Genomic DNA, 20,960 nt, shown 5'->3' with positions numbered 1-20,960 from the left:
CTAATTAAAGTTAATTAGGTGGCTTTTTAGTGGGTTAAATTAAAAACTAAATTTTAGTTAACCAACCGTGTGTATCTGCAGTTTTACCCCATTGAATATCGTTCAATGCTTGGCGCAGGCGCGCCGTAGTTGGGCCAGCTTCGCCGTTACCAACTTGGTATTCTTTATCATTATGAATAAACGTGCCCACTGGTGTTAATACTGCCGCAGTACCCGAAAGTGCTGCTTCAGTGCCCGGTTTAGCTGCGCGCTCTAAAAGCTCAGTAACACTAAAGTTACGCTCGCTTACCGTCATACCTAAGTCTTTAGCTATGGTTAAAATACTATTACGGGTAACACCATGTAAAAATGTGCTATCGAGCGCTTTAGTAATAATTTCGTTGCCATCAATTAAAATAAAGTTAGCTGCACCGGTTTCTTGTACGTCGCCACCTGGACAAAATAAAATTTGATCAGCCTGATGCTTAGTACGTGCTGCTGAAATTGGTCCTAGTGCACTGGCGTAGTTGCCACCACTTTTTATCATGCCCATGTGCGGCGCACAGCGCATACCATCTTCTTCAAGTAATACGCGCAGTGCCGTTGCACCGCCACTAAAGTAATCACCTACTGGCGATAACAAGGTATATAGCAATGAGCTCATTGAAGGCGCAGCGGCTTTACCAATTGCGGCTTCAGTACCAATATGCGTTGGGCGAATATACATAGAGCCCGGTGGTAAAGGCGTTTCATCTGCATATTGGCGCACAATATCAATAATCATGGTTTTTAGCATCTCGCCATCAACACTTGGTAAACTAAGCAATTCAGAACTCTGCTGCATGCGCGCAATGTTTGCATCCATTCTAAAAATATAGACTGAGCCATCTTCATGGCGAAAGGCTTTTAAGCCTTCAAAACATGTGCTTGAATAATGTAAAACGTGAGCGCCAGGATGCAGTTCAAGCTTATCAGAAGGGACAATTGAGCTTTCGCTCCATTTATTATCAGAAAAACGAGCTTGAATCATCTGCGGCATAAACACAGTACCAAATGCGGCCATTTTAATCTCTCTTGTGTGGTCTATTTTTCTCCATTGTATGACAACCAACTACTACTTAACCATAGCAAAACAGCCTGTTTTTAAATTAATTAGAAGAGTTTTTTGCATGTAGTGGTGGTTATTTAATCAAAAAAGCCATTTACAACACTTTAATGCAATAATCAGCTAACGCCTTTACGCTAACCGATTATTTAATGCAGGCATTACCGTTACAGCTACTTTATTAATCATTATTTAAAAGAATACCGAAATATACGCTTTAACACCGAGGCATATTGACTAAAAAACCCTCCCGTATTGTAGGCAATGCCTTGTTTTTGCAATACTGCTTGTACTTGCGGTGCCACTTCTTGATAACGCGACGAAGGCATATCTGGAAATAAGTGATGCTCAATTTGAAAACTCAAATGCCCGGTTAATACATGAAACCAACGCGGCCCTTTAATATTTGACGAGCCCAATACTTGGCGGTAATACCACTGCCCTTGGCTTTCGTTTACACAGTCTTGTTCTTTAAAGGTTTCGGTTTGCTCAGTAAAGTGACCACAAAATATAATGGTCGACGTCCATAAGTTACGAATTAAATTTGCTACTAAGTTACCCGCTAATACCCACAAAAATAATGGCCCAGCAAGTAACGGAAATATCACATAATCTTTAATTAATTGGCGCGCGCCTTTACTAAAAAAGCGCTGTTTTAAGGTGCTATGCAATACGGCACCATCGCGGTGTGGCTTCTTTTTACCTATAAACACGCGCTCGCCTGCCAGTTCGTGATACGACACTCCCCATTGAAACAACACACTTAAATTTAAATAGGTTATAAATTGCCACGTGTTTTTTAAACGCCATTTAAAATCGTCACTTAACCTTAATAAGCCATAACCAAAATCGCGGTCTTTACCTATAATATTGGTGTATGTGTGGTGCTCAAAGTTATGCACTCGGTGCCAACTTTGTCCATCGCAGGCTATGTCCCATTCATAGTTTTGTGAATTAAGTTGCTTGTCGTTCATCCAATCGTACTGGCCATGCATTACATTGTGGCCAATTTCCATATTATCTAAAATTTTAGCAAGGGCGAGTAACAGCACACCGACAACCCAAAGTAATGGCACAATAAAACCAAGCATAAGTAAAATACGCCCGCTCCATTCGCATACTCGCTGTTTACGTACAACAGCGCGAATATAATCAGCATCTTGCTGGCCTACTTTGCCAAGGGTGTCCATTTTTATGGCATTTAATTCTTTTTCTAATTGCTCAAAGTTAATGGTTTTCATAATTGTAGCTCCAAATCACTTACCGCTTGGCTTACGCAAAGTTGAATTAACTGCTCGCCGCTATCACTTAATTCACCGGTTTTTAAATTGCGTACCACGCCTGACTTTTTAATACATTGGCACTGATGGCAAATACCAATGCCGCAACCGCGTTTAACGGGTAGCTTTTTTTCTTCAAACTGAGTCAGCAAAACATCGTTGCCCAACACCACATGCGCGCCACTGTTAATTTTCACATTAAATTGGCTATCGCCTTTTAAGCTCGGCAACGCTAAACCAAATGCTTCTTGGTAGTAATTTAAATCATGCTTTTTAGCAAAATCACTTACCGTTTGCATAAAGGCTGTAGGGCCACAGCAATAAATATCGGGGTTTTCCCATGGTTTAATATTGCAGGTTATATCGCTTGATTGCTCGCGCGTTAATAATAAAAACGAAAAATGCTCAAACTGCGCCGCCAGTTCACCCAACTCATCAACACATTGATGCTCAGTTACTTTTGCGTAATACACTAACAACACCTTTTGCGTGGTTTGGCTTAGGTAATCATCAAGCATAGCCAGCATGGGGGTAATGCCCGACCCACCAGCAATAAAAGTGGCCGGTGTATGTGTGTTTTTAAATACAAAGTCGCCATTTGGCGCAGAAATACTGCACCACAAACCCGCTTTTAAGGTGTTATTTAGTAAACTTGTAAAACGCCCTTGTGGATTTGTTTTGATTAGTAAACGCACTAAGCCTGTGTTTTTAAATTGCTGAGCGCTTGAAGCCACAGTAAAAACACGCGTTAATAATCGCCCGTTAATTTCAAGGGTTAAACTTATATGCTGCCCAGCAGTATGCTTAGGCCATTGCTTACTTGGTTTAAGTTGCACACTTAAAAAATTGCCATTAAGGGTAACTGCGTCAACTACTTGGGCTCTATATTGCCCTGCGCGCCATGCGGGTTTAAACACCTGCATAATTGGCTCTATATAACTGGCAAAACTTTGATGGTGTAAAAACCATTTTGAAAATTGATCTAATATTTGCGTGATCATAAGCACTTAATTCTCTATTGCGATTCAAAACACCTTGGGCTTACACGTGTGCGCCCAAACTTTCAGCGCACAAGTGTACGCTCAATATTTGTGATTTCAACCCTGTTAGAGTAATTATTCAATATTTAGCTGCAGGACTAATTTATACTTTAATAATCGATTTTCCACGCGGCATCGTATGTATACTCAATCAAGCAAATACATTAAAAGTAATTAAGAGAGTAAGCATGTTTTCGATATTTAAATCAGATCCAAGCAAAAAACTACGCAAAGAGTACGACGCAAAATTAGAGCAAGGCATGCAGGCACAGCGTAAAGGCGATATTAAAAGCTACGCTATGTTAAGCGCCGAGGCCGAAAAAATTTGGAGTGAAATAGAAAAAATAAACGCTGAAAAGTAATATACTTCTTAGCGTTGAAGAAAGATTATTACAAATCGTTTTTAGGCTGTTTTAGCTGCTTGTCGTGTACTTTAGAAAGTACTAGCAGCGAGCAAATAGCACCTAATAGTGCTAATCCCATATCTGATTGGGTATCCCAAATATAACCTTGGGTGCCTAAAAATGCTTCGGCATTTTCGCCGCTCAACAATGCCACCCACCACTCTAGTAGCTCATAAAAAGCACTAAAGGCTAAGCATATCGAAATAATAAACGTAATGAGCCACCCTTTGCCATTAACTACATTTTTACGCAGTAAAATTTCGCGTGCTAGTAATGCAGGTACAAAACCCTGAAAAAAGTGCCCTACTTTGTCGTAGTTATTGCGCTCACTGCCAAATAAATTATCGAATAGCGGTACTTCAGCATAGGTGTAATGACCGCCTACCATCAACACAATACAATGCGCTAGAATAAACCAATATAAAATAAGGGTTAACTTAAATTGTTTATAGGTGCCAAGCATAATTACCACACCAATAATGGCTGGTAGCACTTCTAAAAACCAAGTAAATTGATCTTTTGGGTTTATGCCCGACCAGATCAGCACGCTAAAAAATAATCCGAGCCATATATACTTTATTATCATTTTTATACTCAACTATAGCTTTCTTGAATTTTGGTATTACTTAAAGTTAACTTTTGCAGTTAAACGGTTAAATAAACGTGGAAAGAAGCGTTTAATGGTAGGAGCCCAACCACTTAAACCTTGGCCAACAATCACTTCATCTTTTTTGCTATTAATAGCGTTAATCATTTTTGATGCGGCTACTTTAACATCCATGCCATTTTCTATAGCTTGCTCAGATTTATTTTGTGCAACACCTTGCGGGTTTAATGAGTTGTGCGCAATCGCGGTTTTTATAAAACCTGGGCAAATTGTTAAACAATGAATGTTATGCTCTTTTACTTCTGCGCGCAGGCAATCCATAAACCCCACCACAGCAAATTTAGTGCCTGAGTAACCGGTTCTTAGTTTAGAGCCTACCTTTCCTGCCACACTACTTATAGCCACAACCGAGCCACTTTTTCTTGCAACCATAGAGGGCAGTACCGCTTTAGTTAATGCCACTAAACCAAAATAGTTAACCTCCATTAATTGGCGGTACACTTTAAAGTCGTTTTCTAAAAATAAGCTACGCTGCGATATGCCACCGTTATTAATTAAAATATCGATTGCGGGCAACTCATTTATTGCCGCGGTAACTTTACTTAATACTTCTTCGGGCTTTGCTAAATCGAGTGGCAATATTAAATGCCCTTCTCCTTTTAGTTCAGCCTTAAGCGCTGTCAGTTTTTCAACATTACGCGCCGATAAAATAACGCTAGCACCTAGCTCTGCAAACTGTATTGCCAGCTCCTTACCTATGCCCGATGACGCACCGGTGATCCACACTGTTTTATTATTATAATTCATACTTTGTTACCGTATTTTTATGCTTTAGTTACAGCACGTTAGTTATTGTGTTTATGGCTTGGTTGGGCCGGCAATATCGGTTACTTGCTGCTCTAGCTTTTTATAACAGCCCAACATAAATAATAGCTCTGCAGTTACATACAAAGGGCCAATAATAAGCCCCGATATATCATCTATAAACGCGGGTTTTTTACCTTCAAAATAATGGCCAGCAAACTGTAAAATCCAACCAAATACAAACAGCCCTACACTAATCGTTAACCAAGGAGTAAATGCCATGGCTGCAATAGGTTGCGCGCCCACAAGTAATATAGTTAATAGCACAGCCATAATAAGGCCCAACGACACACTCAACATTAAATAATACACAACTGATACAAATACAATAAGTTGTCCGCCATCTATAACAAGGCCTCCCAACGGGATCTGAATGCGCGCCAATAAGCACAATACGGCAAATACAATTAGCGGAATGCCTAACAGGTGGGTGAGTACATTGCGTTTTGAGCGGTGATAAAGCCCGTAGTTACCTAGTTGCTGCTGCAGGGTTTTCATTAGTAATCCTTGTTTATTTTTGTTATAAGTTTTTACCTTAGCAAAAGTAAGCACAATAACAATGTAAACTATTCAATATTATGTAAATTAAATAAGTGCAGAAATTATTTTTCCCGGCTCATGCTGAGGTTTCATATCCATTCGATCGCGCCCTTGTTGGTATTCTTGCTCAAGCATTTTTTCAAGTTAGTTAATTTTATCTGCAATTACATCAAGATCAGCGCCTTGCGCTTGTAACTCTTTAGTCAGCTCCTCTATTGCCGCTTTTAGCTCGTCTATTTTGTCTTTATTTACACCTAAACGCTGATAAACAAGCGCTTCTTGGGCTTTTTCTAAAAATGATTGCTCTTTAGGGGCTGAGTTTATGCCTTTAACATCACTTGTTTTTTCATCAATGGGGGGATTGATTGCCGCAACTCCGCTTGGGCTTGCCGCTTTATTTACACTAGGGGAATTATAGTTACTGTATTGATTTTTAAACGTTATTGTAGTCATTAGCTCAAAACCCATTGTTGCGTTACAAGCTATGCAGCAATTTTGGTTCCAACTAAGTAAAAGAGCCCTAACAAAATCTAAACTTAAACCTTACTTAGCTTTATTTAAAATAAAAGCAAAATAATAAATAGTTAGAGCTAAGTATTATGGGTGTTTTTATAACCATGTATTGATAGCAATATAACTATTATAAGTAGTTATATTGCAACATAACTACTATTTTTAAAATTTAACTTTTAGGTTCTAAATGTAATCTATGAAGTTCATTGCGTACCCATTTTGTATCAAGATAGTGCTCTAAATTAGCTTGGGCAAACTTTAAAAAGCTGCGCGCTGCGTGCGAAATGTGTCTGTCGGTACGCATTACAAAGTACCATTGGCTGGCTATATCGGTGTCGATCACATGCAGTTTTGTATAGCTATTATCATCTTTTGGTAAAACATGATGCGACAGCAAGCTAATTCCCATACCCGACGACACTGCAACCCGTATGGCTTCGTTACTCGCCATTTTAACGCCGTCGCTAAGTACTAAGCCCCTACTTTGTAGCTCACTTTCAAATAGCATACGTGTGGCAGAACCATTTTCACGCAGTAAAAAGCGATATGGCATTAAGTCCGCCAACGTTACGTTTTTTTTATTCAATAGAGGATGATTATTAGGCACTATAAATTCTAATGGATTATGTAAAAACCGAGCTGCTTGGGCTTGCTCTAACGATGGTGGGTGGCTAAAAACGTAAATATCGTCTTCTCCACGCTCAAAGCGAGCTAATACCTCTTCGCGATTGCCTATTTCCAGCGGTAACTCTACATGCGGATGCAAATTACTATATGGGCCGAGTAATTTAGGCAAAATATATTGCGCCGTATTTACCATGGCAATTTTACATCTCCCTCGCTCGCCTCCACGTAATTCAGCTAAAAAATCTTGGTAATCTTCAAAATGAGCAAACACCTGCTTGCAGGTTCTAAATAGCTCAAGGCCAGCCTCGGTTACCTGTAACTTTTGCTGTTGCATAGTTATTAGTGGCTCTCCTATTTCTTCTTGTAAGCGTTTTATTTGCAGTGAAACAGTAGGTTGCGTTAAATAAAGCTGCCTTGCTGTTTCACTTAACGAGCGGGTTTTTACTACACTCATAAACACTTCTAGTAATCTAAACGATATATGCCTTAAATCCATACCCACCTCATAGATAGTTATCTATATATAATCACTGTTCATTTTATTATTTACTATACAAAGTTTTCTCTACAATAGCGCCACTTAATTTTACAGCTAGGAAACACCGTGCCCGATATTGTTGTTATGTTTTTTATATTAGGTTTAATCGCCGGACTTATACACTCTGATCTTGCTATACCCAAAGCCACTTACGAAACCCTAAGCTTACTGCTAATGCTTACTATTGGTTTAAAAGGCGGTATGGTTTTACACGGTAATTTAAATTGGCAGCTACTCCCAGAAATGGGGGCAATTATGCTGCTTGGGGGGCTTATTCCTTTAATGCTATACCCTATTTTAAAGTACGTTATTACACTTTCTCATGCTAATAGTGCCAGTATTGCGGCGCATTATGGCTCTGTTAGTGCGGGTACATTTGCTGTTGCGCTTGCCTACGCAGAATCGTCTAGTTTGGTTGTAGGCGCTGAAGTAACTTTATATTTAGTGATGCTAGAACTGCCGGCTATTATTGTTGGCCTGCTAATATATAGAAAATTTAATAAAGAAAGTGCGCCAACTAAAAAGCTGTCTTTAAAAGCGGTTTGGCACGAAGCACTAACCAATAAAAGCGTTATTTTACTCGTTGGCGGTGTAATTATTGGCATAATGTACGGCACGCAACAAGGTAGCCAAGTTACCAGCTTATTAACTAACGGCTTTAAGGTTGTACTGGCATTATTTTTACTTGAAATGGGTTTAACCGCCGCGCAAACTTTGCGCCCTGTGCCTTGGCATCATTGGAAGTTAGCTTTATTTGCTATTATTACCCCTTTATTTTTGGGCACGCTTGGCGTAGCAGTCGGTACACTTTTACACCTTGAAATGGGCTCAATTGTAGTTTTAGGTAGCCTAGTTGCCAGTGCCTCATACATTGCAGCGCCTGCAGCAATAAAAGCCGCCATTCCAGAAGCCAATATTGGCCTTGCTATGCTCTGCTCTTTAGGTATTACTTTTCCGTTTAATGTTTTAATAGGTATTGGTTTGTATCATCAATTAGCGCTGCTAATGCAGTAATCAAAGGTTTAATTTTAAACTCACCTGCATAAATTAAAACCGCTCATTTACAACACATAAAAGTAATCGTTTTAACGGCTGTTACTTTTATTTGTTGTGCCGCCACTGTTTAAAACTTAAAAACACTTACTAACAGTTTGCTCAATGGCTTAAATTTATTGCTCTTATCGCATTAAACCAAGCAAATAAAATAACAAAAATCATACAATTTAAATACGTTTAAAACACAAACACGCCGCAATTGTGCGCTTATTTTACGTAATTGTGCAGTTAAAAATTTATTTTCATTGATTAATAAAAAATCACTTTACTTCCTTTCAAAAGAGTCCTACATTCGCCGCAAAATCAACCAACAATAAATAATCGCCTTAAAACAGAGTCGGTAAACAGCGTTTATTTATGACCTTAAAATCGGATAATTCTAATGATAGAATTCGTTGCTACTAGCAAGTCAAATAACCCGTTAGCACCTGTTATCGGTTTGTCTTTTTTTGCTATAGCTTCTGGCTTTTTAATGAGCCTGATCCCGCTATCGCTATCGGCATTTAAACTCGATGTAGATCTTGCCCCATGGCTAGCGAGTGTATTTTATTTTGGCTTACTTATTGGCGCTACATGCATTGAACGCATAGTAGTAAAAATAGGCCACAGGTTTGCTTTTATTTTATTTCTTAGTTTATTAATTTTAAGTGTTCTTGCTCAGCTAGTTATGCCTAAAGCTGGGGTTTGGTTAATGGCGCGTTTTGTTGCCGGTATGGCCGTTGCAGGTGTATTTGTGGTGGTTGAATCGTGGTTATTAATGACCAACACGCCTAAAGCTCGTGCTAAACGTTTAGGCCTTTACATGACCTCGCTTTATGGCGGCAGCGCAGTAGGCCAACTTGCTATAGCACCGCTAGGCACGGTAGGCGCTGTGCCCTACTTATTTGTAGTTGGTTTATTATTGCTAGCAATTTTAGCACCGTTATTAATTACATCAGGCCAACCAGATAGCCAAGAGCTACAAAAACTGCCATTAAAAGAAATTAAAACCCTTAGCCGCCCAGCAATATTAGGTTGCTTAGCGTCGGGGCTATTACTGGGGCCAATTTACGGATTAATGCCTGTATATATCGCAGCACAAAGCGAACAGGCTCAATACACAGGTTTGTTAATGGCAATTATTATTCTTGGCGGCATGTTAGTACAGCCACTGGTAAGTTACTTATCTACTCGTATGGGTAAAAACTTACTCATGGCAATGTTTTGCTTTTTAGGTGCAGCAAGCGTATTAGGTATATTGCAAACAACCAGCTTTAGCGGCTTAGTTGTTAGCTATTTAGTGTTAGGGGCAGCAAGTTTTGCACTTTACCCTATTGCCATTACGCTCGCCTGCGACTCTTTGCCTATGGCTAAAATTGTATCAGCAACCGAAATCATGCTTTTAAGCTACAGCCTAGGCTCTGTGCTAGGCCCAATGCTTGCAGCCAACTTCTCTGATGCAAGCGATGGTATTTTACTTTATTTAGGCGGCTGCTTAGCCACCACCTGTATTTACATGCTAATTAAAAGCATGAAAGACATTCCAACAGGCAGTACACCCGTTGCAGGCTAAGCTAGCAACCACATAAATTAGTGATACAAAAATGCCGCTCAGTAAAATGAGCGGCATTTTTTGTTGTTCACAATTAATAATAATACTTTATAAAGGCATCGCCCTTTTTAATCTTTGCTATTTAATGCTTCTTATAAAGATAGCTCTTGTTTAGCGCGCGTTAAGTTATGTGATACAAGTGCGTTTTTATTAAGCTGCACTGCCTCGTATAAATCAGCGATTGCAGCAGTCTCGTTATTTGCTTTTAAACGTGCAACACCACGGTTACTTAACGCGTACGATGTAAGCTGGCGTAGTTTAAACTTAGAGCCTTGTGCATTATTTAATAGTGCTATTGCTTGTGTACACACGGCTTCAGCTTCAGCGTAATTTTTTGACTTAACGTTAAGCGCACAGCTGTTAAACGATTGCTCCAACTGCTGTGGTGCAGTTGCGGTTTCAATAACCATTAATTTGTAATCACTTTGCTCAGCCATTGCAACAGCTGAGCATGTAAGTAGTGAGCTAAGAGCGATAGTTTTGATAAGTGTTAATTTCATGGTCATAGTCCTATTAGTTAAGTCGTGCTTGTTGCCGACAACTGAACTTTAGAGAATTAACACAAAATCGACAAACGATTAAAATAAACTCGATAGGTGAATAAAACTAACCTATAGACTTTAGTCTAGTGATGATTCATTAATTTACTCTCATATAATTTATCTAGTTGTCGTAGCCCCTCTACTTACTTTTTGCTTCACTTATGCTTAAAAAGCAAGCACATCATTTTTCACCCAAAACTATAAACTCCCCCGCCCATATGCCATAATCTAAATAATTCATAATTTTAGTAACTTGGCGCTATTTTTGGCGCTTTAAAGTTAACTACTCAAGGTTTTACGCATGGCATATCAAGAGCAAAATCAAGCAACAATCTATTGGCACGACTACGAGACTTGGGGGGCTAGTCCGCAAAAGGATAAGCCGAGCCAGTTTGCGGGTGTTCGTACCGATCTTGATTTGAATATTATTGGTGAGCCGCTTATTGAATACTGTAAACCGCAGGCGGATTACTTGCCGCATCCTGAGGCGTGTTTAATTACCGGTATTACGCCACAAGTGGCGATGAAAAAAGGCTTGGTTGAGGCTGAGTTTATTGCAAAAATTCATGCACAATTTAGTGTGCCAAATACCTGTGTTGCCGGTTATAACAGTATTCGCTTTGATGACGAAGTAAGCCGTTATAGCTTTTATCGTAACTTTTACGACCCGTACGAGCGCGAATATAAAAACAACAATAGTCGCTGGGACATTATTGATTTAGTGCGTGCTTGTTATGCACTGCGCCCAGAGGGCATTGAATGGCCGTTAAAAGAAGACGGTAGCCCAAGCTTTAAGTTAGAGCATTTAACCGTTGCCAACGGTATTGAACACGCTGCGGCGCACGATGCACTGTCCGATGTAACCGCTACTATTGCACTGGCTAAACTAATAAAAGACAAGCAGCCAAAGCTGTATAACTTCTTTTTTAGTTTACGTGGTAAAAAAGCCTTGGCTGAGTTGGTTGATGTATTTAACATGACCCCGCTTGTACATACCAGCTCACGCATTCCAGCAACGCAAGGCTGTACTAGCTGGGTTGCACCTATGAGCTTTCATCCGGTAAATAAAAACGCCGTAATTTGTTTTGATTTAACCCAAAGCCCACAAGTACTTATTGATTTAAGTGTTGAGCAATTACGTAAACGTTTATATACTAAGCGTATTGATTTAGCTGAAGACGAATTACCCGTAGGGTTAAAACTAGTGCATTTAAACAAGTGCCCTATTTTAGCACCTGCTAAAACGTTATTACCTGAAAATGCAGCGCGTTTAGGCATTGACCGCGAGCAATGTTTAAAAAACTTGGCGGTGTTAAAAGCCAATAGCGAGTTGCGCGATAAAGTAACTGAGGTGTTTAACGAACAAGGCGATTACAGCGCCACAACTAACGTTGACTATTTACTTTACGATGGGTTTACTAGCCATGCTGATAAAGCTAAATTTGCGATTATTCGCGATGCAAAACCCGAAGACTTAGCCGATTTAAAACTCGATTTTGAAGATAAAAAGTTTAATACTTTATTGTTTAGATACCGCGCTCGTAACTGGCCGCAAACGCTTAACCAGCAAGAGCTGGATCAATGGCGTCAGTATTGTCAAAACAAGTTAATGCACGGGGAAGATCAACCCTCAATTAACGCTCAAGATTTTATGATCACACTTGAAAATTTAGCCCATGAGCACGACGACAGTGAAAAAAACCTAACCATTTTAAAAGCCTTATATAACTACGCTCAAAGCATGTAGCTTGCTTTAAGTTTATTGGTACAAGGCATACAAAAACGCGACGCTTTATAACTAAAGCGTCGCGTTTTTTGTTTTAAGTAAATGAGAAGACATAAAACCAACAATGATCTTTTTAGATCTATCACTTTCTCTAAAAGCGCAGCGCCTCTTAACCTCTTGGTGAATAAATCACTTTACGGGCTTTGCACATCACGCAAGCTTGGCGTCTACAACGATATACTCAAGGTAAACGTTATTTTTTATGCTGTGCTTCAATGCGCGCAAGTAAGCTTGATGTATCGTAGCGGCCACCGCCTAATGCTTGCACGTCGGCGTAGTACCCATCTACTGTGGCTGTCATTGCTAGCGTTGCGCCGTTATTTTTAGCCTCATTAAGCGCTATGCCTAAGTCTTTACGCATCCAATCAACTGCAAAACCAAAGTCGTATTCCCCTGCCCACATGGTTTTGTAACGGTTTTCCATTTGCCACGAACCGGCTGCGCCTTTAGAAATAGTTTCTATTACTTTTTCACCATCAAGCCCTGCTTGTTTTGCAAAATGTAAGCCTTCGGCTAAGCCCTGTACTGCACCCGCAATACAAATTTGATTAACCATTTTACATAATTGCCCTGAGCCTACGCCACCTAACAATTGGCTAAAACGACTAAATGCCGTCATAACAGGCTGCACTTTGGCAAATACAGCTTCGCTGCCACCAGCCATTACTGTAAGCACGCCATTTTCGGCGCCAGCTTGGCCACCCGATACTGGCGCGTCAATAAAGTCGACTTTTAATAACGCTGCTTTTGCTGCCACTTCGCGTGCCACAGTTACTGAAGTAGTAGTATGATCGACCAAAATACTGCCCGCTTTAATACCGGCTAACACCCCATTTTCGCCATATACTACCGAGCGTAAATCGTCGTCGTTACCCACACACATAAATACAATGTCGGCATCGTTTACAGCTTCGCGTGGAGTAGCTGCAAAGCTGCCGCTAAATTCATTAGCCCACTTTTGAGCTTTAGCTTGAGTACGGTTATAAACGCACACACTGTGCCCTGCTTTTGCTAAATGCCCCGCCATTGGGTAACCCATTACGCCTAAACCTATAAATGCTACTTTCATTGACATAAAAATGACCTATTAAACTGATAACTTAAAAACCATGCCTGATTATGTCAATCGGTTGATAAAAAAGCGAATGAAGTCTTTATAAAGTTTATTTAATAGGAATTTAAGTAGGTGATCTATGGATAGTATTTATCAATTTAATGCAGAATGCTGTAACAAGGCGCTTTTTTCTTTTAAGCAGTTAAAAGGCAAAACGCTACTTATTGTAAATATTGCCAGTGAATGTCATTTGTCGGCGCAGTTAACCGCTTTAGAAAAGCTGTATCAGCAGTATAAAAACAGTGGATTTACCATTTTAGCGTTTCCGTGCAATCAATTTGGCCAAAAGGAGCCGCTTGATAATTTAGCCATTAACAGCTTTTATCAAGCGCAATTTAATACTACATTTGAAATATTTGCCAAAGTAATGGTAAACGGCCCAGAAGCTCACCCCTTGTTTAATTACTTAAAGCTGCACACCAGAGGTATTTCGCAAGGACGAGTAATAAAGTGGAACTTCACTAAATTTTTAATTAATTCGCAAGGCCAACTTGTTTCTCGTTATGCGCCGCGCACCAAGCCAGAAACATTAAAGCAGGCAATTGAAAATCAGTTATTGCTAACAGCTAGATAACAAAGCAAAACGAGAGCAAAAGCTCCCGTTTTATTTATAACGTGCAGTAATGCTTAACTACTAAATGCCACATTGGCAAATACCAAGGTCATTAATATTGGGCAAACAAAACGTATGTACTGAGCAAACCAGTAATGCGCGCCGCTAGTTGCTTGGTGTAATTTGTTACCGCGCTGCCATAACCAGCCCACTGTAACAAAGTAAAACAGCCCCATTAACGGTAATTGGTACTGGGTAAATACCATAATAACCAAGCCAAATAACCAATCAAAATTAAGTATTATTAAGCTGGCAAACACTAGCACTACGCCACTAACCAGCCACGTAGCTTTAGTGCGATCAACGCCGTGGTTTTCGACTAAAAACGCCACCGGAATTTCGGTGGTTGATATAGTAGAAGTAACCGAGGCTATCGACATTAATACAAAAAACAATAAACCAACCAATAAGCCAATATCGCCCATGGTGCTGAATAACGCTGGTAAAATGGCAAAAATAAGCTGCCCTTCGCCAATTAATTTACCGTTACTAAATACTTCTACGCCGTTGTGCTGCGCCACATAAATAGCAGGCACAATAAGTAAACCAGCTAAAAAGGCCACACTGGTATCGAGTAGTGCTACGCTGGCAGTCAGTTTTGGTAAGTTAGCACCGGGTTTTAAATACGAGCCGTAAATCATCATACAGCCCACACCTAGCGATAAGGAGAAAAAGGCTTGCCCCATAGCTGCAATAATTAAGTTAGGGTCGAGTATTTGGCTAAAATCAGGTATTAAATACGCTGCAAAGCCATCACTTGCACCATCTAGCGTTGCAATATAAATAATTAAACCAATTAGCAATACTAGTAGCACCGGCATTAAACGCCGTGACCAGGTTTCAATACCCGATTTAACCCCTTTTAAAATAATACTCGCGGTTAAAATAAGCATAAGTGGGGTAAACACAAAATTACGCAGCGCAGAGTCGCTGTGTAAAAATTCGCTAGCGCCGCTAAAGCCTAAAAATGTAGTTACGGGTTCAATAGCATACGACAGCATCCACCCCGCCACTATTGAATAAAAGCTAAGCATTACAATAGCGCCGCCAAGGCCAATATAACCTGCAGCCGCGCCTACTTTAGGGGCTTTATTTTGCCATGCTTGCCTAAGTGCTTTTACCGGATTAGCTTGGGCGTAATACCCTAAATACAGCTCGGTATATAAAGCCGGCAAAGCAAGTAAAAATATAACAATAAAGTAAACCAGTAAAAAAGCACCGCCACCATGATTAGCAGCCTGCGTAGGAAAACCCCATATATTACCTAAACCTACCGCTGCGCCAGCGGCGGCCAATACAAAACCAAGTCGACTTTGAAAACCATCACGCACTTGTGTCATACACCTACAAATCTGTTATTATTTTAGCTGTTGTGAATTAAACCATATTTCATCGCGCCTTAGTAATAAAAATGTACCTAGCGCGCACAACAACTAACAACCGCTCACTATATGTTCAGCTTATGCATACAAGCAGGTAATCGGTATTAAATTTTATTATTATTTTGAGCGTTTATGAGTTCACTTTACTTTAAAAACACCCTGCAAATTAATCAGCCTTTTAGTAACAATAAAAGCCCTATTTTATTGTTTGACGCTAAAACGCTCGATATAAGCCAATATAATTTGCCTGATTATTTAAGCCCTTTTGAGCTGCAAATAATAAACCGCCGTAAAAGTGTCTCGGCCAAGCAAGAATATTTAGCCACGCGATTATTACTTAAGTATTTAGTTATAACCTCGCACCCTAATATGGCAAGCATTCAGCCGTGCAATATAAGTTCAGAGTTTAATCTACAAACAAGTAAATTAGCGCTACACATTAATAACAGCCACACCGTTATTAATACCTGTATATCGCATTCTAATGGTTTTGTTGGCGCTGCACTTAACCCTACAAAAGCCCAGTTTGGTTTCGATATTGAAAAAATAAGCACAAAGCGCCCATTTGAAAAGCTCGCAAAGCATTTTTATCATACCGATGAAATTGCGCTGATCACCAAGCCTGCCAATGCAGAGGATCAAGCTAAACACTTTTTTAGAATTTGGACCTTAAAAGAAGCGCTCGCTAAAGCCACCAGCCGCCCTATTGCCAAGTTGCTAAGCCCTAATGTGTTTACTGAATTAACTTGCGCGCAGCTTAATGCCAGCAGTGCTGTGGTGGGTAAGTTTGATATAAGTGTAGTGAGTGAAAAAAGCACTGACTGGCAGTGCTCTCTTATTAATTTAGCTTTATTAGGCCGCGCAATCGCTCTCTAATAGTCGGCTATGAATAGCTTGCACTACGTTGTCGGATTCGCCTTGCTCGACCAAAAAGCACAAGTTATGCTTACTTGCACCGTGGCAAATTAGCCGTATATTAAAGTCACTTAATACCTGCATTAAGTTCATTTCATGCTGGCGTAACTGTATTTCTGAGCCAATAAGCGCCACTAAAGTTAAGTTATTTTCTACCGATACATGGCAAAACTCAGCAAGTTTATCTAAACACCCCTGATCAAGCTCTGGGCGCGATGCATTAGGCGCGTTATCAAGTGTTATTGCTACGCTAATTTCAGAGGTGGTCACTAAATCTACCGAAATATTAAACTCACTTAAAATAGTAAATACTCGTGCTAAAAAGCCACTAGCTAATAGCATTTCTGGGCTTTTAAGAGTAAGTAATATTTGGTTTTTGCGTTGTGTTACTGCGCGGATTCCTGGCAGTTGCGACTTTTCACGCTCAATCCAAGTACCACCACGCTCAGGTTCACGGCTCGACCCTACAAACACATTAATATGGCTGCGGCTGGCGGGTAAAATAGTTGCCGGATGCAATACTTTTGCACCAAAGGTAGCCATTTCGGCGGCTTCGTCAAAGCTGAGGCGTGCAATTGGCGTGGCTTTTACACATAAACGCGGGTCGGTACTAAAAATACCCACTACATCAGTCCAAATATGTACACTTTTAGCATGAATAGCCTCGGCCAGTAATGCCGCGCTGTAGTCTGATCCACCGCGCCCTAAAGTGGTCGTTTGGCCGTGTTCGTCGCTGCCAATAAAGCCCTGTGTAACAATTACTTGATCGTCTAACAGCGGAACAAGTAATGCGCTTGCCGCTTGTGCAGTAGCTGCAACATTAGGGGTTGCTTTGCCAAATTGACTGTCGGTTTTAAGCACTTGACGCACGTCAAAGCGTATTGCATTTAAACCTTTTGAGCGCAGCACTTGGGTAAATAAATAAGTTGATAATCGCTCGCCAAAACTTAATAGCTCGTCATGTAGCGCTTTTGTTTGTAACGTTTGGCTGGCTAGTTTTTCAAATGCCGCTAACGTCTGGGCAAAGCCCTGCTCTAAATCGGTATCTAAACTCAATTCAGCTAAAATAGCCTGCTGAATCGCTAGCACACCGTTAATATGCGCTTGGCGCTCATCTTCGCTAAGGCTGCTATTGCACAGCTCAACTAAATGATTAGTGACTCCTGCGCTGGCGCTTAGTGCAACAATACGCACGCTTTTATCTGCTACTATTATTTTACTACTGTGATCCATAGCTGCAAAGTTAGCTACGCTGGTGCCGCCAAATTTAGCAACGGTATAATTTGATTTGTTGCCTAATACTACATGTGGCACTGATTGGGTTGTCATTTCGTCTCCTTTCACGGCATCCAAACCGTAATAAAACAAGAAGAACTTGGCAGCAAATATAAGGTAAGAAAATTCACTGCCAGAAGCTCTCCACCTATATTGGTGACAGTTTTGAGGATTCAGCCCCATAAACCGAAAAACAACGACGACGACGTGTTATTTTTCTCGGCGAGTACTTCCCTCTTTAATGCTCAACGGCGTTCGTCACCTCACATTAAATACCTAAGTATCGCACCTCTTCTGAATGTTGTATTAATGGCTATTTCAGCAATCACTAATAAAACAAAACCCCAGCAATATATTGAAAAGCTCAATACTTTACTGGGGCTTTGAAAGTTATCGTTTAGACATCTAGCTGTCAAGCACTTTAATAACTAATATTAAACAAAACCAGCCATAAAATAGGAGCCGGTATAGCCTACGGTGTAACAAATTAATAAATAAAACGACAAACGTAAGTAGTTCATAAAGGTCAGTTCTTTAACTTTACTCATGGCAATAATACCCGCCGCTGAGCCTATAATTAACATAGAGCCCCCTACGCCTGTGGCATAAGTAAACGACAGCCAATGCTGTTGTGTCATTACTATATCTGCTTTTAATAACGCGGCTGTAAGTGGTACGTTATCAACGCCTGCCGACAATATACCCATTAAATAGTTTGCGTATTCAGGTGCCATTATTGTGTACAGGTCGCTAAAGTGGCTTAACATACCAACTTCTTTTAGCGCTCCTACCAGTAATAATACACCTACAAAAAACAACAAGGTGTCGTATTCTATTTCACGAATGAAATCTATCATGTCTTTGTTTATGTCTTTTTTGCGCATTAAAAATTGCGCTACTAAAAACATCATAGACAAACCAAACAAAAAGGTAAGCAATGGCGGTACACTGTATAAAACACTCAGTGTTAAGGTAGCAATAACCGTAGATAAGAAGATAACTGCAATTGTAATATCGGTTTTTTCAATGCGTTTTTGCTTGGTTTTAGTAAAGTCGAGCTGGCCATTTAAGCCAATTGACAACAGTGCGGCTAACAGCATCACACTTACAAATGCTGGCCCAATTAACAATAACAAATTGCTAATAGTTACTTTGCCATCTAAAAATATCATTAACGTGGTTACATCGCCGGTAATTAACGACACACCACCGGAGTTAACCGCAAAGATAATCAGCGTGGCGTATCTAATTAGCTTTTTGGCTTCAAGTTTTAATGATAAAACCACCGCTAAAGATATAAGCGTAGCGGTTACGTTATCGGAAATAGAAGAGAATATAAATGCAAAAACACCAACCAAAAACATTAACTTACGTTCGCTAATTCGTTTTGGCATAATCCGGTTAACAATATTTTCGATAAACCCTTTTGAGTTTAAATAGGCAACAAAGGTCATTGCCGCCATTAAAAACAACCATAAGGAGGCAATTTCTAAAATATTATGATTAAGGAGTGATTGAATCGTATCAGGGCTTTGCCCATTAATAGGGAAGATAAAAGAGATAATCCAGCAGAGCGTACCAAAAAAAAGTGTCGTTTTAGCTTTGTTTACGTGGATTATATCCTCAATAACGATCAGCAAAAATGCAATCGCTATTAAAGTCAGGATAATAGAGGAAACCATGATAATTGAACAACCTTTGGAATAATGTAAAAATTGAACCTATGAAGAAAATAGAGCCGCACATTTCGTGTGCCTATTTTCGGTGCGGATGTTATCACTATGACCTGGTAAAAACTATTATTAAATCGTTGTAAAAACGAATACCATATAGCTATCAGCGCTATTAAAATTACGAATAACTAGCTTATTTAGCTACTTATTTAACAACATACTAGGATGTATAAACGCCTTATGATCCCAGCTAAAAAGCTATTAAATACCCTTAGCGAACATTGGGGGGTGCTAGAGCTATTATTTAAACGTTTTAAAATGGCAGACTTTAGTATTAAAGATTTGCAAAATGCCATTAAACAAAAACAACCTACATGGCATAACGAGCGTATTTATAAAGAAACTAATCGCTTGTTAAATCAAGATATTATAATTCCTTTAGCGAAATCTTCGCAGCTTGAAATAAACCGTGCCATTGCCGACTTTGCTACATTTTTACTGCAAGAAGAACATTTAGGTTTAGCACAAGAAATTAGCGTATTAGTAGAGGATTTAGCCCGCCTTGGCGATCGCTTAGCTAACGCGGGCGAAGTGGAAGACTTTGACGACTTACGCCGTTTTAGCCGTATTATGGATGATCGGGTGCGCAAAATAATGAAACTGTACGCACACAACGAAAACGCCATTTTAAATATTGTTGAGCAAGCTAAATCTAATAACGCGGTGCAATCGCTGCAAAAGCGTTATAAAGCGGTAATAGAAGCGTTTGACGAATACATAGAGCCAATGCTAGAAATGGTTGATATTCGAGGCGATTTTCATGCCTGCTTTAATCTTATAGAGCAGCAAATTAGTACGCAAATAGAGCATATTGAGCAATCGGGTAAAGCATATACCGACAAACGCATGCTAGAGCAATTACGTACCCGTATTCTCGAAATGCATTTAATCGGCCGCGAAAGCCTGCGTAAAAGTGCCGACATGCTAATGCCGCTGCGTGAAGAACTACGCCGTAATAACTTAATTACCCGCCAAGCTGCAAAAGTGCTTGGGCTAGTGCGTAAAAATGGCGTAGACAATATGCTAACTGCGGTGCAACCGCATTTTGTGAGCGACGCACAGCGTTACTCGCTGGGGCAACAACGCCATATAATTGCCTATATGGCAAGTTTGGTTGAGTTTGAGCATCAAGAATATCAATTGCCTGATCAGCAAGATGTACCGCCTTTTCAAACGCCAAATATTCCCGATTACAACGATGTTAAAAGCAGCTTTGCAAAACGCTTCAATACAAAACGTAAAAAGCCGCAACCATTGCTGCAATTTTTAGACGAAAGTTACCCCGATTTAGATGCCGAAGAAATGCTGTTTTTGTATCAAAAATTAGTAAGTGACAACGAGCTTGAAAAAAGCCAAAGCGATGAAAAAGCGCGCTTTAAAATTGCCGGTCAGTATTTTTCTCTTTATCCCTATAATTCACAGCCGCAAACACCTAGTAAGGCAGATGAGTAATCAC

The 20,960-nt window shown here is 40.0% G+C and carries 19 protein-coding genes, 1 pseudogene and 1 riboswitch; of the genes and pseudogenes, 7 read left to right on the top strand and 13 right to left on the bottom strand.

Going from position 1 to position 20,960, the window contains the following annotated elements; genetic code table 11:
- Positions 1-46 precede the first annotated feature (46 nt).
- The 3 genes from H5058_RS04475 to H5058_RS04465 all read right to left on the bottom strand — a co-directional run bounded on the left by H5058_RS04475 (position 47) and on the right by H5058_RS04465 (position 3,365).
- The gene (locus tag H5058_RS04475) at positions 47-1,048 is read right to left on the bottom strand and encodes a branched-chain amino acid aminotransferase (RefSeq protein ID WP_254910712.1); all 1,002 of its coding nucleotides are present in this window, start codon (positions 1,046-1,048) and stop codon (positions 47-49) included.
- A gap of 224 nt (positions 1,049-1,272) precedes the next feature.
- The gene (locus tag H5058_RS04470) at positions 1,273-2,325 is read right to left on the bottom strand and encodes an acyl-CoA desaturase (RefSeq protein WP_182677056.1); all 1,053 of its coding nucleotides are present in this window, start codon (positions 2,323-2,325) and stop codon (positions 1,273-1,275) included.
- A complete protein-coding gene (locus H5058_RS04465) occupies positions 2,322-3,365 on the bottom strand; it encodes a flavin reductase family protein (RefSeq protein ID WP_182677054.1) in 1,044 nt (347 codons plus the stop codon). The genes H5058_RS04470 and H5058_RS04465 overlap by 4 nt, the downstream gene beginning before the upstream one ends.
- Before the next feature lie 227 nt (positions 3,366-3,592).
- On the opposite strand from H5058_RS04465, the gene H5058_RS04460 reads away from it, so the two are divergent.
- Entirely contained in the window at positions 3,593-3,766 is a 174-nt protein-coding gene (locus H5058_RS04460; RefSeq protein ID WP_182677052.1) for a DUF6435 family protein, read from the top strand.
- A 28-nt stretch (positions 3,767-3,794) separates the two neighbouring features.
- Here the strand turns inward: H5058_RS04460 and H5058_RS04455 are convergent, their stop codons facing one another.
- From H5058_RS04455 to H5058_RS04435, 5 genes and pseudogenes are all read right to left on the bottom strand, one after another.
- Positions 3,795-4,388 (bottom strand): DUF2238 domain-containing protein, encoded by a 594-nt coding sequence (locus tag H5058_RS04455; protein ID WP_182677129.1) that lies wholly within the window; start codon positions 4,386-4,388, stop codon positions 3,795-3,797.
- 42 nt (positions 4,389-4,430) lie between these two features.
- The gene (locus H5058_RS04450) at positions 4,431-5,222 is read right to left on the bottom strand and encodes an SDR family oxidoreductase (protein ID WP_089368159.1); all 792 of its coding nucleotides are present in this window, start codon (positions 5,220-5,222) and stop codon (positions 4,431-4,433) included.
- 51 nt (positions 5,223-5,273) lie between these two features.
- Positions 5,274-5,777 (bottom strand): DUF962 domain-containing protein, encoded by a 504-nt coding sequence (locus tag H5058_RS04445; RefSeq protein WP_011327946.1) that lies wholly within the window; start codon positions 5,775-5,777, stop codon positions 5,274-5,276.
- A gap of 87 nt (positions 5,778-5,864) precedes the next feature.
- Positions 5,865-6,272 (bottom strand): annotated as a pseudogene (locus H5058_RS04440) (hypothetical protein).
- 229 nt (positions 6,273-6,501) lie between these two features.
- Positions 6,502-7,455, bottom strand: coding sequence for a LysR substrate-binding domain-containing protein (locus H5058_RS04435; RefSeq protein ID WP_011327944.1), 954 nt, complete (start codon positions 7,453-7,455; stop codon positions 6,502-6,504).
- Positions 7,456-7,563: 108 nt separating this feature from the next.
- On the opposite strand from H5058_RS04435, the gene H5058_RS04430 reads away from it, so the two are divergent.
- Entirely contained in the window at positions 7,564-8,511 is a 948-nt protein-coding gene (locus tag H5058_RS04430; protein WP_179806674.1) for a sodium-dependent bicarbonate transport family permease, read from the top strand.
- Between the two features lie 424 nt (positions 8,512-8,935).
- Positions 8,936-10,105, top strand: coding sequence for an MFS transporter (locus tag H5058_RS04425; protein ID WP_089368155.1), 1,170 nt, complete (start codon positions 8,936-8,938; stop codon positions 10,103-10,105).
- A gap of 131 nt (positions 10,106-10,236) precedes the next feature.
- Here the strand turns inward: H5058_RS04425 and H5058_RS04420 are convergent, their stop codons facing one another.
- On the bottom strand, positions 10,237-10,644 hold the full coding sequence (locus tag H5058_RS04420) for a hypothetical protein (RefSeq protein WP_182677050.1): 408 nt from the start codon (positions 10,642-10,644) through the stop codon (positions 10,237-10,239).
- A 343-nt stretch (positions 10,645-10,987) separates the two neighbouring features.
- Here H5058_RS04420 and sbcB point away from each other — a divergent pair, with 343 nt between their 5' ends.
- On the top strand, positions 10,988-12,433 hold the full coding sequence (gene sbcB, locus H5058_RS04415; protein WP_182677048.1) for an exodeoxyribonuclease I: 1,446 nt from the start codon (positions 10,988-10,990) through the stop codon (positions 12,431-12,433).
- 232 nt (positions 12,434-12,665) lie between these two features.
- On the opposite strand, the gene H5058_RS04410 is transcribed toward sbcB, so the two are convergent.
- Positions 12,666-13,547 carry an NAD(P)-dependent oxidoreductase gene (locus tag H5058_RS04410; RefSeq protein ID WP_182677046.1) on the bottom strand — a complete coding sequence of 294 codons (882 nt, stop codon included), beginning with the start codon at positions 13,545-13,547 and terminating at the stop codon, positions 12,666-12,668.
- A gap of 118 nt (positions 13,548-13,665) precedes the next feature.
- On the opposite strand from H5058_RS04410, the gene H5058_RS04405 reads away from it, so the two are divergent.
- Entirely contained in the window at positions 13,666-14,160 is a 495-nt protein-coding gene (locus H5058_RS04405) for a glutathione peroxidase (RefSeq protein ID WP_182677044.1), read from the top strand.
- Between the two features lie 53 nt (positions 14,161-14,213).
- Here H5058_RS04405 and H5058_RS04400 read toward each other — a convergent pair whose 3' ends face one another.
- Complete coding sequence (locus H5058_RS04400; RefSeq protein WP_011327935.1) at positions 14,214-15,539, bottom strand: sodium-dependent transporter; 1,326 nt, start codon at positions 15,537-15,539, stop codon at positions 14,214-14,216.
- Between the two features lie 174 nt (positions 15,540-15,713).
- On the opposite strand from H5058_RS04400, the gene H5058_RS04395 reads away from it, so the two are divergent.
- Entirely contained in the window at positions 15,714-16,457 is a 744-nt protein-coding gene (locus H5058_RS04395) for a 4'-phosphopantetheinyl transferase superfamily protein (protein WP_182677042.1), read from the top strand.
- Here the strand turns inward: H5058_RS04395 and lysC are convergent.
- On the bottom strand, positions 16,434-17,825 hold the full coding sequence (gene lysC, locus H5058_RS04390) for a lysine-sensitive aspartokinase 3 (RefSeq protein WP_172459232.1): 1,392 nt from the start codon (positions 17,823-17,825) through the stop codon (positions 16,434-16,436). The genes H5058_RS04395 and lysC overlap by 24 nt on opposite strands.
- 75 nt (positions 17,826-17,900) lie before the next feature.
- Positions 17,901-18,073, bottom strand: a riboswitch (Lysine riboswitch).
- Positions 18,074-18,205: 132 nt separating this feature from the next.
- A complete protein-coding gene (gene nhaD, locus H5058_RS04385) occupies positions 18,206-19,453 on the bottom strand; it encodes a sodium:proton antiporter NhaD (RefSeq protein WP_182677040.1) in 1,248 nt (415 codons plus the stop codon).
- A gap of 231 nt (positions 19,454-19,684) precedes the next feature.
- On the opposite strand from nhaD, the gene H5058_RS04380 reads away from it, so the two are divergent.
- Positions 19,685-20,956 (top strand): hypothetical protein, encoded by a 1,272-nt coding sequence (locus tag H5058_RS04380; protein ID WP_182677127.1) that lies wholly within the window; start codon positions 19,685-19,687, stop codon positions 20,954-20,956.
- Positions 20,957-20,960 lie beyond the last annotated feature (4 nt).

Source organism: Pseudoalteromonas sp. SR45-4 (assembly GCF_014163535.1).
Classification (GTDB): domain Bacteria; phylum Pseudomonadota; class Gammaproteobacteria; order Enterobacterales; family Alteromonadaceae; genus Pseudoalteromonas; species Pseudoalteromonas nigrifaciens.
Note: the sequence above shows the minus strand (reverse complement) of the source record. Positions and strands in the feature narration are given on the sequence as shown.

Excerpts from the sequence above, each read along its gene's own strand:
- H5058_RS04470 (WP_182677056.1), bottom strand. The coding sequence starts at position 2,325 with ATGAAAACCATTAACTTTGAGCAATTAGAAAAAGAATTAAATGCCATA.
- H5058_RS04465 (WP_182677054.1), bottom strand. The coding sequence starts at position 3,365 with ATGATCACGCAAATATTAGATCAATTTTCAAAATGGTTTTTACACCAT.
- H5058_RS04460 (WP_182677052.1), top strand. The coding sequence starts at position 3,593 with ATGTTTTCGATATTTAAATCAGATCCAAGCAAAAAACTACGCAAAGAG.
- H5058_RS04450 (WP_089368159.1), bottom strand. The coding sequence starts at position 5,222 with ATGAATTATAATAATAAAACAGTGTGGATCACCGGTGCGTCATCGGGC.
- H5058_RS04445 (WP_011327946.1), bottom strand. The coding sequence starts at position 5,777 with ATGAAAACCCTGCAGCAGCAACTAGGTAACTACGGGCTTTATCACCGC.
- H5058_RS04435 (WP_011327944.1), bottom strand. The coding sequence starts at position 7,455 with ATGGATTTAAGGCATATATCGTTTAGATTACTAGAAGTGTTTATGAGT.
- H5058_RS04425 (WP_089368155.1), top strand. The coding sequence starts at position 8,936 with ATGATAGAATTCGTTGCTACTAGCAAGTCAAATAACCCGTTAGCACCT.
- H5058_RS04420 (WP_182677050.1), bottom strand. The coding sequence starts at position 10,644 with ATGAAATTAACACTTATCAAAACTATCGCTCTTAGCTCACTACTTACA.
- sbcB (WP_182677048.1), top strand. The coding sequence starts at position 10,988 with ATGGCATATCAAGAGCAAAATCAAGCAACAATCTATTGGCACGACTAC.
- H5058_RS04410 (WP_182677046.1), bottom strand. The coding sequence starts at position 13,547 with ATGTCAATGAAAGTAGCATTTATAGGTTTAGGCGTAATGGGTTACCCA.
- H5058_RS04405 (WP_182677044.1), top strand. The coding sequence starts at position 13,666 with ATGGATAGTATTTATCAATTTAATGCAGAATGCTGTAACAAGGCGCTT.
- H5058_RS04400 (WP_011327935.1), bottom strand. The coding sequence starts at position 15,539 with ATGACACAAGTGCGTGATGGTTTTCAAAGTCGACTTGGTTTTGTATTG.
- H5058_RS04395 (WP_182677042.1), top strand. The coding sequence starts at position 15,714 with ATGAGTTCACTTTACTTTAAAAACACCCTGCAAATTAATCAGCCTTTT.
- lysC (WP_172459232.1), bottom strand. The coding sequence starts at position 17,825 with ATGACAACCCAATCAGTGCCACATGTAGTATTAGGCAACAAATCAAAT.
- nhaD (WP_182677040.1), bottom strand. The coding sequence starts at position 19,453 with ATGGTTTCCTCTATTATCCTGACTTTAATAGCGATTGCATTTTTGCTG.
- H5058_RS04380 (WP_182677127.1), top strand. The coding sequence starts at position 19,685 with ATGATCCCAGCTAAAAAGCTATTAAATACCCTTAGCGAACATTGGGGG.